We start from the raw sequence: 11,120 nt of genomic DNA on the forward strand, positions 1-11,120 counted from the left end.
ATCTCGGATCGGCGCGAAGCAGAACTCGCCAAGAACGGTTTCATGCCGCTGATCCACCGCAAGAACACCGACATTGCCGCGTTCATCGGCGCGCAGTCGCTGCAGAAGCCGAGCGAATACTACGATCCGGACGCGACCGCGAATGCGAATCTGGCCGCGCGCCTGCCGTATCTGTTCGCGTGCTGCCGCTTCGCGCATTACCTCAAGTGCATCGTGCGCGACAAGGTCGGCGCGTTCATGGAACGCGACGACATGCAACGCTGGCTCAACGACTGGATCATGAACTACGTGGACGGCGATCCGGCCAATTCGTCCCAGGAGACCAAGGCGAGCAAGCCGCTGGCGGCTGCCGAGGTCCAGGTGGAAGAGGTGGAGGGCAATCCCGGCTTCTATACCTCGAAATTCTTCCTGCGCCCGCACTACCAGCTCGAAGGGCTGACGGTGTCGTTGCGCCTGGTTTCCAAGCTTCCGTCCGTCAAATCCGGCGGGCAATGAAGGCTGAGCGGGCCCGTACTAGCAGACGCTCGGCAAGGACTGAACCGGCATCCCCCTGGATAAGCAGGCCGGTTCTCTTTATCCATCAAAGTTAAGGACTAAACGTATGGCATCTCTCGGAATGGGCAACGTCCTGGCGGCTCCCTCGGTCTCTGTCGATACCGCGCCCAAGGAGTCTCAGCAGGACTTCCACCTCAAGATCGCCGGCATCACCGGTGAATCCAAGGACTCCAAGCACAGCGGCGAACTCGACGTGCTGAGCTATGGCTATGCAGTCAGCCAGTCCTCGTCGACCCACACGGGCGGCGGCGGCGGCGTCGGCAAGGCCAACTTCAGCGAGTTCGTGTTCACGCACTATGTCGACAAGGCGACGCCGAACCTCATGAAGTACTGCGCGAGCGGCAAGCACATCGGTGAAGTCGTGCTGTCGTGCAGCAAGGTCGGCGACGGTGCGCAGCAGTACATGACCGTCACGATGAACGACGTGCTGGTCACGCATGTGCGTCCGGTCGGCGCGACGAACAGCCCGCGCGTCATCGAGGAAGTCGGCCTGTCCTACGCCAAGATCAAGGTCGAGGTGAAGGAGCAGAACGGCGACGGTTCGCTGGGCGCCGCCACCACGGGTGCCTGGGACGTCAAGCAGAACAAGGCGGCCTAAGCAACACGGCGCCTGCGCTACGCTGGCGTCGATTTGTCCGTTCCCGGTGCGGAGGCGGCGTGAGCCGCTCTCCGTCATCGGTGATTTTTTTTGCCGTGAATCTGCAGGAACCCGTCGCGCATGGACGCCACCTTGTCTGCCACCTTGCGTCGCGATCAGACCCTGGCCGAACAGCAGGCCGAACTCGTCGCGAAGATCCGTTCCCAGCCCGACAGCCTGCCACTGCGCGTACATCTCGCCCAGCTCAGCATGCTGACCGGCAACTGGACGCGTGCGGTTGCGCAGCTGCAGACCGCCGCGACGCTCGGCGCGTCGGCCATTCCGATGGCACAGATGTACCGCGAAGCCATTCGCTGCGAACTGCAGCGCGAGAAGGTTTTCGCCGGCGAGCTCCCGCCGCAGACGATAGGCGAGCCCGAACCGTGGTTCGCTACCCTGAGCCAGTCGCTGGCCAGCCGTGGCAAAGACGATGCGCTCGCCGACGAACTCATGCAGCAGGCCTTCGACGCCGCACCCGCGACGCCATTCGTGCTCGACGAAACCCCGGTCGAGTGGCTGGCCGATGCGGATTCACGCCTCGGCCCGGTCTGCGAAATCATCCTGAAAGCGCAGTATTACTGGCTGCCTTTCGAACATATCCAGTTGCTCGAACTCGAAGCACCGACCGATTTGCGCGACCTCGTCTGGCTGCCGGGCAAGCTGACCCTGCGCAACGGCGGCCAGCACGTCGTGCTCGTGCCGAGCCGCTACCCGCGCAGCTACGGCCAGTCCGACGAACGCCTCGCACTCGCCTCGCTGACCAGCTGGGAAGCGATCGGCGAGGACGCCTACGCCGGCCTCGGCCAGCGCAGCTGGGTCAGCAATGTCGATGACCACCCCTTCCTCGGCGTGCGCCGCCTTGAACGCGCAGCGGGCGACGAAGACGACGCGGTCACCGATGAGTAAGTCCAATCCGCAGCACGGCGCGCGTTCGACCCGGCTGCTGCCGGTGCTGCTGGATCGGCTGACCGATCTGCATCCGGACAACCGCAACGAAGCGCTGCAGGAACGCACCATGACCAAGGCGAACTACCGCCAGTCGGTGCTGCGTGACATCTCCTGGCTGCTCAACACCACCAACGCCGAGTCCGAGACCGACCTGTCCGGCGCCGACGGCGTACGCACCTCGGTCTTGAATTTCGGTGTGCTCGCGCTATCGGGTCGCCACCTCGTCGACGACGATCTCGATGCCGTGCAGGCCGCGATCAAGCGGGCGATACGCACGTTCGAGCCGCGCGTGCTGCCGGAAACCCTGCAGGTGAAGATCCTCCCGTCCGAAGACGGCTATCGCACCCACAACCAGCTGACCATGGAAATCCGCGGCCAGCTCTGGTCAGAACCGTATCCGATAGACCTGTTGCTGCGTTCGCGCGTGGATCTGGAAAGCGGCCAGATCCTGCTCGAAGATCTGCTGGGATAGCGCCATGGATCCCCGACTGGTCGGCTACTACAACAGCGAACTGAACTATCTGCGCGAGCTCGGCGCGGAGTTCGCGGCCAACAATCCCAAAATCGCCGCGCGCCTGGGCATGCGCGACATCGAAGTCGCCGATCCCTACGTCGAGCGCCTGCTCGAAGGTTTCAGCTTTCTCACCGCGCGCATCCAGCTCAAGATGGATGCGGAATTCCCGCGCTTCTCGCAGCGCCTGCTCGAGGTGATCTACCCGAACTACCTCGCGCCGACGCCGGCCATGTGCATCGTGCAGTTCACGCCCGGCGAGATGACCGGCAACCAGGGCGACTCGTTCCGCGTGCGGCGCGGCGAACGCCTGCGCGCGCCCAGCCACGTCGAGGGTCAGGCCGGTTGCGAATTCCGCACCGCGCACGATGTGGACTTGTGGCCATTGCGCATCACCGCGGCGCGTTTCGAAGGCGTGCCCACCGATGTGCGCGTCAACCGTTTGCGCCAGGACCTGCCGGTAAAGTCCAGCCTGCGGCTGAATTTCCAGTTCAAGGCTCCGCTCAGCGGCAAGAGTCCGCCGCCGGACCGCATCTCGCTGCATCTGGCCGGCAGCGCGCACATCACCTCGCGTTTGCATGAACTGCTGTGCGGCCATGTGCTCGGCGTGTCGGTGCGCGCGCGCGGCAAGAAGCCCGGCGAATGGCGCCAGCTCGGCGCAGCGGCGGTGCAGCCCGAGGGCTTCGACGATGCGCAGGCGCTGCTGCCCTACAACGGCCGCGGCTTCCAGGGCTATCGCCTGCTGCATGAATACTTCGCGTTTCCCAGCCGCTTCCACTTCGTCGCGCTCGACGGGCTGCGCGCCGCCCTGGCGGGCATCGAGGCGCTCGACGGCTTCGAGGTCAGCATCCTGCTCGACCAGGACGTCAGCGATCTGGAGACCGTGGTCGACACCACGCAATTCCAGCTGTTCTGTACGCCCGCGGTGAACCTCATCACGATGCGTTCGGATCGCATCCAGGTCAGCGACAGCCGCTACGAACTGCACGTCGTGCCGGATCGCGCGCATCCGCTGAATTACGAGGTCTACAGCATCGAGCAGGTCGAAGGCTTCGGCCGCGACAACGCGGTCGAGGCCAAATTCCGTCCTTTCTATTCGAGCGTCGTCGGCGACCGCGGCAACCACGGCACGTATTTCAGCGTGCGGCGCGAGCCGCGTCTGGCGTCGAGCACGATCGCGCGCCATGGCGCGCGCACGACCTACCTCGGTTCTGAGGTGTTCCTGTCGCTGGTCAACCAGCACGAAGCGCCGTACGGCTCGGGGCTGCGCCAGCTGGGCGTCGAAATGACCGTGACGAACCGCGACCTCGCCATGCTCATGGCGGTCGGAGGACAGCACGACCTCGTGCCGGTCGACTCGGTGCCGGTCGCCGGCGTGCGTGTCCTGGCGGGACCTACGCGTCCCGTCTCGGCCGTGCCCGAAGGCGAGATCAACTGGCGCCTCATCAGCCATCTCGGCCTCAACTACCAGACCCTGACCGACCTGAGCCCCGAGCAGGGCGCGCTCGCGCTGCGCGAACTGCTGAGCCTCTACACCGTGCTCGGCGATGCCGCGGTCGCGCGCCATGCCAACGCGGTGCTGCAGACCAAACTCACGCCGATCACGCGGCGTCTGCCGGGCGCGGGGCCGATCACGTTCGGTCGCGGGGTCGGCATCGACCTCACGATCGACGAAGGCCACTTCGCCGGCACCAGCCCCTACCTGTTCGGCGCCGTGCTCGAACAGTTCCTCGCGCGCCATGTGGCATTGAATACCTTTACCGAAACGCGCCTGTTCAGCGCGCAACGCGGTCCGCTCGGCCAATGGGCGCCGCGCTTCGGCCGCAGGCCGGTCGCGTGAGCGTGCCGACGCAGCAGCAGGTGCACGAGCTGATGGCGCTGTGGCAGGCGCTGGACGAAAAGCCGTATGCGCACGACCTGTTCGCGCTGCTGCGCCGGATCGAGGCGCTGCACCCGCAGTTCCCGCGCCTGGGCCGCGCCAAGCGGCCATCGCAGGAACCGCTGCGCCTGGGCCAGGAACCGTCGTCGTTCTTTGCGCCGTCGACGATTGCGCGACTGGAAAAACCGCGACGCAAAGGCGGTCCCAAGCTCGTGATCCACAGCTTCGGCCTGTTCGGCCCGAACGGCCCGATGCCGCTGGTGCTGACCGAATACGTGCACGAGCGCGCGATCCACCACGGCGACCGCACGCTGATCGAGTTCGCCGACATCTTCCATCACCGTCTCACGCTCCTGTTCTACCGTGCCTGGGCCGATGCGCAGTCGACCGTGAGCCTGGATCGGCCGCAGGACGAGAAATTCACGCGCCACGCCGCAAGCACGATCAGCTACGGCCTCGGCGCCACGCGCAACCGCGACGAAGTGCCCGATCACGCGCGCCTCCACCACGCCGGCCATCTGGTGCGCCAGACGCGCAACGCCGAAGGCCTGGCACGAATCCTCGCCAACTTCTTCCTCGTTCCCGCGGCGATCGAGGAATTCGTCGGCCGCTGGCTGCCGCTGCCGCGCGACCAGCGCTCGCGCCTCGGCGCCAACCGCGGCAGCCGGCTTGGCGTGGATCTCGTCGCCGGCAATGCCGTATGGGACCGACAGCATCGCTTTCGCGTGTGCCTGGGTCCGATGACGCGGTCGTCGTACGACGACCTGCTGCCGACGGGAACCGGCCACCGCCAGTTGCTCGACTGGGTGCGCAGCTATATCGGCATCGAAATGGACTGGGACGTGCGCCTCGTACTGCGCCGCATCGACGTGCCACAGGCGCGCCTGGGCAGCGATACGCGCCTGGGTTGGACGACCTGGCTGGGGCAGGGTACGCCGCGCGATCGCGGTGACCTGGTCCTCGATCCCGAACGCATACGGCGCGAACGCGCCGTCCCCGCCGCGGCCGCGGCGTAATGGGCGCCTCGATACACGTCGCGGTGCCTGCGGCATGGACCTGTGCCGTACGCCTGATCGGCGCAGGCGAATTCGCACCTGCGCCGGACTGGCCGACTCGAAAAAGCCGCGGTACGACGGTTTTTTCGAGGCTTCTGACACTGTAACGGTGTACTTTTCCGCCAGACCCTGTACTACGGAATCCGAATCATGAGCAGTACGCAACCGCGCTTCCCGCACCTTCCGTTCCGCGCCGCCGCGGCCCTGATCCTCGGCCTCTCCAGTATCGTCGCGCTCGCTGCGCCGCCGCCGGATCCGTCGCTGGTGCAGGCCCTCGACGGCATCTGGCAAGGCGCGCGGCCCAGCGTGACGCCGCTCAGCGACGCGTTCACGCGCGATCCGTCCGTCGATCCGCCGCGCTATACCGTGCCGGTGAAGGACTCGCCCGCCTACATCACAGTCGACGCAGAACACGCCGAGATCGAATACGGCCGCAAGGTGTTCGTCGCGAACGAATCACCCTGGGGTCCGTTCCCGCTGCTCAACACCGACGACGCGGAACTGCTCGAGATCGCTCTGCCGAAGAAGCGCTACCTCGTGATCTCGGGCATCGGCGCGGGCCTCTATGGCATCGGTGACTGGCAGCGCTTCGGCTTCCTTCACGTCATCGACACCAGCGTGCGCGGCGCGCCGGTGCACTACCCGCTGTTCGCCGAAGCGGGCCTGCGCGACAAGGTCATCGGCAAGCTGCCCAATTCCACCGTACTGAATTTCGCGCGCCTCGTGCCCTCGCGCTGGGCCACGAATACGCAGGTCAACGGCTACGAAGTGCTGCTCTACTCGCTGCTGCCGCGCGGTCCCGAACGCGTCATCGGCGACGACGGCCGGCCGCTGTCGTATACGTTGACGCGCGACGACGCGAATGCGCCATGGACGCTGACCCGCACGCCGGCCACGCCGATCGCCAACGTGCGCGACGACGCCAACCGTGCGTTCAGCGCACCGCCGATGAAGAACGCGCTACCGCCGCCGGCCACGCCGGGCCCAATCCCGGCCGTCACTGCCGCGACCGCCGCGCCAACTGACGCTGCCGCGCAGAACGCCGCTGCCGATCCTGCCGCCGCCAAAAAGAAGGCACGCAAGGACAAGAACGACGCGCGCAAGAAAGAAGCCAAGGACGCCGCCAGCGAAATCGCCAAGGATGCTGCCAAGGATGCGGCCTCGGAAGCCGCGTCCGAAGCGGCGAAGAAGGCGATTCCGGGGATTCGCTGACGCGCCGCGAGATGCGCCGCCGGGCCGGGAGATCCGGCGCGGTGGCGCCAGTTGGGAACTGAAACGAACACTTTGCGGAGGCGCCGCGCGCCGCGCAGGTTGGACCAATGACGGAATCGGCAATGAAGGACGCCAGACCCCATGAGTGAAATTAGTCGTACCGCGCTGTTCGGCAAGCTCAACCCGATGCTCTACAAGGGCGTCGAAAGCGCTGCCGTGTTTTGTAAACTGCGCGGAAATCCCTATGTGGAACTCGTGCACTGGCTGCACCAGCTGCTGCAGAACAACGACAGCGACCTGCATCGCATCATCCGCCACTACCAGCTCGACGCGGCGAAGCTCGCCGCCGACATGGTCAGGTCGCTGGACCGTCTGCCGACCGGCGCGACCGCGATCAACGACCTGTCCGATCATCTGCAGAACGCGGTCGAGCGCGGCTGGGTCTACGCGACCCTGATGTTCAACCAGAGTCAGGTGCGCGGCGCGACCCTGCTGCTGGGCATCCTCAAGACGCCCAGTCTGCGCACCGTGCTGTATGCGATGTCCAAGGAATTCCAGGTCATCGAGCCGGAAAAGTTCTCCAACGAACTGGCCAAGGTCGTCGCCGGTTCGCCCGAGGACCAGCAGGGCGCGACCGATGGCAGCGGCCTGGACGCCAGCGGCGGACCCGGCGAAGTCAGCGGCGCGATGGCACCTGCGGCCATGGGCAAGCAGGAAGCGCTGCGCAAGTTTGCGGTGGACCTGACCGAGCGCGCGCGCAAGGGCGAGATCGATCCGATCACCGGCCGCGACGACGAGATCCGCCAGATCATCGACATTCTGATGCGCCGCCGGCAGAACAATCCGCTGCTGACTGGCGAAGCCGGCGTCGGCAAGACCGCCGTCGTCGAAGGCTTCGCCGTGCGCATCGCCAGCGGCGATGTGCCGCCGCAGCTGCAGGAAGTCTCGCTGCTCATGCTCGACATCGGCTTGCTGCAGGCCGGTGCCAGCATGAAGGGCGAATTCGAGCAGCGCCTGCGCCAGATCATCGACGAAGTGCAGTCCAGCCCCAAGCCCATCATCCTCTTCATCGACGAAGTGCATACCCTGATCGGCGCTGGCGGTGCCGCCGGCACTGGCGACGCGGCCAACCTGCTCAAGCCCGCGCTCGCGCGCGGCACCTTGCGCACGATCGGCGCGACGACCTGGAGCGAGTACAAGAAGCACATCGAGAAAGACCCCGCCCTGACGCGCCGCTTCCAGGTCATACAGGTCGGCGAGCCGGACGAGGACCAGGCCATCGCGATGGTGCGCGGCATCGTCGCTATCCTCGAAAAACACCACAGGATCACCTTGCTCGACGAGGCCGTGACCGCAGCGGTGCGCCTGTCGCATCGCTACATCCCTGCGCGCCAGCTGCCCGACAAGGCGGTCAGCCTGCTCGACACCGCCTGCGCGCGCGTCGCTGTGAGTCAGCACACCACGCCGGCGGAGCTCGAAGACTGCATCCGCCGCATCGAAGTGCTGCGCACGGAGCAGGGCATCATCGAGCGCGAGGACGCGGTCGGCGTCGACGTCGCGCAGCGGCGCGAGCGCTGTGAAGCGCGACTCGCGCAGGAACTCGAACGCGAGCAGACGCTCAAGCAGCGCTGGGAGCAGGAAAACGAACTCGCCACGCGTCTGCTCGACCTGCGTGCGCGCCTGCGTGAACTCGCCGCCGCCGCCAAGGCCGACAAGGAATCCGCTGAAAATCCCGCTGCGGACAACGCGGCGCGAGAAATTCCTGCATCTGATGCAGGCGATGGCACCGTCACGGCGGCATCGGATCGGGCCTCACTGCTCGCCGAACATGCTGCGGTGCAGGCCGAACTCGACGCGCTGCAGGGCGAATCACCGCTGATCCTGCCGGCGGTCGACGAAACCGCGGTCGCCTCGGTCGTCGCCGACTGGACCGGCATTCCGGTCGGCCGCATGGTGCGCAACGAAATCACCGCGGTGCTGCAGCTCGTCGACACGCTGGACCGCCGCGTCGTCGGCCAGCGCCATGCGCTCGAACTCATCACCAAGCGGATCCAGACCGCGCGCGCGCGCCTGGACAATCCGAACAAGCCGATCGGCGTGTTCATGCTGGTCGGGCCTTCCGGCGTCGGCAAGACCGAAACCGCGCTGGCCCTGGCCGAAAGCCTCTACGGCGGCGAGCAGAACCTCATCACGATCAACATGAGCGAGTTCCAGGAGGCGCATACCGTCTCCACGCTCAAGGGTGCACCGCCAGGCTACGTCGGCTACGGCGAGGGCGGCGTGCTGACCGAGGCAGTGCGGCGCAAGCCGTATTCCGTCGTGCTGCTCGATGAAGTGGAAAAAGCCCACTCCGACGTGCACGAGCTGTTCTTCCAGGTCTTCGACAAGGGCTGGATGGAGGACGGCGAAGGCCGTGCGATCGATTTCCGCAACACCATCATCCTGCTGACCTCCAACGTCGGCACGGACCTGGTCATGAAGCTCACCGCTGATCCGGAACTCGCGCCCGAACCCGAAGCCTTGAACAAGGCGCTGCGCGAGCCGCTGCTGCAGAAATTCCCGCCGGCCTTCCTTGGCCGTCTGGTCACGATCCCGTACTACCCGCTCAGCAACGACACGCTCGCGCTGATCGTGCGCCTGCAGCTCGGCCGCATCCAGAAGCGGATTGCCGAGCAGCACGGCATCGACTTCAGCTACGGCGACGATGCGGTGCAGCTCGTCATCAAGCGCTGCACCGAAGTGGAATCCGGCGGACGCATGATCGACGCAATCCTCACGCACACGGTGCTGCCGACGGTGAGCCGCGAATTCCTGACCTGTCTCGCGGAAGGGCGCAAGCTCAGCCACATCCGCCTCGAAGTGACCAACGACGATTTCGCCTACCGCTACGGCCATGTCGCCGACGCCGACGAACCCGCCGCTGGCACGGCCTGATCCGACCCCGACCTGAAGGAGCCGCCATGCCATCACCTACCCGACCCGGCCCGCTCGGCAGCGACAGCAACAGCTGCGGCATCGACTTCGGCACGCTCATGCGCGTGGTCACGCCCTGTCCGACCTTCGTGCCCGAGGCGCCGCCTCAGATTCTCACGCCGGCCGCGACCGGGGTTGCCGGCTACAGCATCGACACCGCGGTCAAGCACGTCGACGCCAACGCGCACACCAAAAGCCAGGGCCGCTGCGCGCGCTACGTGCGCGAGGCGATCGAGGCCGGTGGCGCCAGGATCCCGCTGCCGCGCCCGGTCTATGCCAAGGACTATGGCCCGGTCCTGACCAAGCTCGGTTTCAGCAAGATACCGTCGGTCGCGTACTCGCCGCTGCGTGGCGACGTGGTCGTGCTGTCGCCACCGTCGGGACAGATCGCCGGACATATACAAATGTACAACGGATCAAAATGGGTTTCGGATTTCACCCAGGGCACGGACATCTATCCGGGACCGGCCTATCGCAAGGAACAGGTGTCGTATGAAGTATTCCGACCGTAAGAGTGGCTTGAGCGGCCTGTTGCGCCGCGTAGCGGGCTGCGCACTCGTGGGATTCGCGCTCGCCGGGTGTGTGGCGGTCACGGCCGCCGACGGCACGGCGGCGAAGCCATCGGAGAAGACCGTCACGACGCCGGTCATGATGGACGACCCGCTGTTCGGCCTGGGCTACGACACGACCAGGATCCGCTTCGAGCGCCTGCCTGCGGCCGTCGCGAAGAAAGCCGATCTTGGTACACAGCCGCAGTGGATCTATGCACGCAGCACGCGCGACGGCACCACGCTGACCATCGTCTCGGGCTTCCTGCGCGTCGAATCCGACGAGCCGGGCAGCAAGGAATTTTCAATCGAACCGGATTTCGGCGCGGTATTGCGCAGCAAGGGCGACACGGTCGAGGTGCTCGGCGTGCCCGACCGCCTCTTCGGCGACGAGGCCATCGTGACGCCTGATGAACTTCAGCCGCTGCTGGCCGATGCGGTGAAGCGCTATATCGCCGCCTGGGGCGGCAAGGACGGCCTGCAGGCCGCGTTGCGGGATTTTGAACAACCGGACGTTGTACCCGTCCCACTGCGCGAGGCACTGCGCGCGCAGCATCTGTACGTCGGTGCCGCGGGCGCGCGCTGACGTCGCAGCGGATTTTCTGGGGCAGTCCGGCCGACGCTGTGCAAGCGTCGGTGCCGGACACAACGTGCCTGAATTGCTCGGGGGAAACCATGAATCGCACTTTGAACGTGACCACGCCGCTGGGCCCCGAAGTGCTGCGCTTCGACGGGTTGCAGGGGAAGGAAAGCCTGTCGCAGCTGTTCGACTTCCAGCTCACGATGAAGAGCGAGGAGAAGG

At 66.0% G+C, this 11,120-nt stretch carries 10 protein-coding genes; all 10 read left to right on the top strand.

Annotated elements, in window-relative coordinates:
- On the top strand, nucleotides 1-495 hold a 495-nt coding region (locus RUU78_RS11170; RefSeq protein WP_313916572.1), incomplete at its 5' end, for a type VI secretion system contractile sheath large subunit.
- A 106-nt stretch (nucleotides 496-601) separates the two neighbouring features.
- Nucleotides 602-1,153: a type VI secretion system tube protein Hcp gene (locus tag RUU78_RS11175; RefSeq protein WP_313916574.1), complete on the top strand. Its 552-nt coding sequence runs from the start codon at nucleotides 602-604 to the stop codon at nucleotides 1,151-1,153.
- Between the two features lie 120 nt (nucleotides 1,154-1,273).
- Nucleotides 1,274-2,098 carry a type VI secretion system accessory protein TagJ gene (locus RUU78_RS11180; RefSeq protein ID WP_313916576.1) on the top strand — a complete coding sequence of 275 codons (825 nt, stop codon included), beginning with the start codon at nucleotides 1,274-1,276 and terminating at the stop codon, nucleotides 2,096-2,098.
- Nucleotides 2,091-2,612: a type VI secretion system baseplate subunit TssE gene (gene tssE, locus RUU78_RS11185; protein ID WP_313916578.1), complete on the top strand. Its 522-nt coding sequence runs from the start codon at nucleotides 2,091-2,093 to the stop codon at nucleotides 2,610-2,612. The genes RUU78_RS11180 and tssE overlap by 8 nt, the downstream gene beginning before the upstream one ends.
- 4 nt (nucleotides 2,613-2,616) lie before the next feature.
- Complete coding sequence (tssF, locus tag RUU78_RS11190) at nucleotides 2,617-4,491, top strand: type VI secretion system baseplate subunit TssF (RefSeq protein WP_313916580.1); 1,875 nt, start codon at nucleotides 2,617-2,619, stop codon at nucleotides 4,489-4,491.
- Nucleotides 4,488-5,546, top strand: coding sequence for a type VI secretion system baseplate subunit TssG (gene tssG, locus RUU78_RS11195; protein ID WP_313916582.1), 1,059 nt, complete (start codon nucleotides 4,488-4,490; stop codon nucleotides 5,544-5,546). The genes tssF and tssG overlap by 4 nt, the downstream gene beginning before the upstream one ends.
- A gap of 189 nt (nucleotides 5,547-5,735) precedes the next feature.
- Entirely contained in the window at nucleotides 5,736-6,797 is a 1,062-nt protein-coding gene (locus RUU78_RS11200) for a hypothetical protein (protein WP_313916584.1), read from the top strand.
- A 141-nt stretch (nucleotides 6,798-6,938) separates the two neighbouring features.
- On the top strand, nucleotides 6,939-9,731 hold the full coding sequence (gene tssH, locus RUU78_RS11205) for a type VI secretion system ATPase TssH (RefSeq protein ID WP_313916586.1): 2,793 nt from the start codon (nucleotides 6,939-6,941) through the stop codon (nucleotides 9,729-9,731).
- Nucleotides 9,732-9,757: 26 nt separating this feature from the next.
- On the top strand, nucleotides 9,758-10,282 hold the full coding sequence (locus tag RUU78_RS11210) for a hypothetical protein (RefSeq protein ID WP_313916588.1): 525 nt from the start codon (nucleotides 9,758-9,760) through the stop codon (nucleotides 10,280-10,282).
- Nucleotides 10,263-10,904 (top strand): hypothetical protein, encoded by a 642-nt coding sequence (locus tag RUU78_RS11215; RefSeq protein WP_313916591.1) that lies wholly within the window; start codon nucleotides 10,263-10,265, stop codon nucleotides 10,902-10,904. The genes RUU78_RS11210 and RUU78_RS11215 overlap by 20 nt, the downstream gene beginning before the upstream one ends.
- Nucleotides 10,905-11,120: the final 216 nt, after the last annotated feature.

Origin of the sequence: Tahibacter sp., from assembly GCF_032229445.1 — a bacterium.
Lineage (GTDB): Bacteria > Pseudomonadota > Gammaproteobacteria > Xanthomonadales > Rhodanobacteraceae > Tahibacter.

What these genes read in the sequence shown, in the direction of transcription:
- RUU78_RS11175 (WP_313916574.1), top strand. Translation starts at nt 602, where the DNA reads ATGGCATCTCTCGGAATGGGCAACGTCCTGGCGGCTCCCTCGGTCTCT.
- tssH (WP_313916586.1), top strand. Translation starts at nt 6,939, where the DNA reads ATGAGTGAAATTAGTCGTACCGCGCTGTTCGGCAAGCTCAACCCGATG.
- tssE (WP_313916578.1), top strand. Translation starts at nt 2,091, where the DNA reads ATGAGTAAGTCCAATCCGCAGCACGGCGCGCGTTCGACCCGGCTGCTG.
- tssF (WP_313916580.1), top strand. Translation starts at nt 2,617, where the DNA reads ATGGATCCCCGACTGGTCGGCTACTACAACAGCGAACTGAACTATCTG.
- RUU78_RS11210 (WP_313916588.1), top strand. Translation starts at nt 9,758, where the DNA reads ATGCCATCACCTACCCGACCCGGCCCGCTCGGCAGCGACAGCAACAGC.
- RUU78_RS11215 (WP_313916591.1), top strand. Translation starts at nt 10,263, where the DNA reads ATGAAGTATTCCGACCGTAAGAGTGGCTTGAGCGGCCTGTTGCGCCGC.
- RUU78_RS11200 (WP_313916584.1), top strand. Translation starts at nt 5,736, where the DNA reads ATGAGCAGTACGCAACCGCGCTTCCCGCACCTTCCGTTCCGCGCCGCC.
- RUU78_RS11180 (WP_313916576.1), top strand. Translation starts at nt 1,274, where the DNA reads ATGGACGCCACCTTGTCTGCCACCTTGCGTCGCGATCAGACCCTGGCC.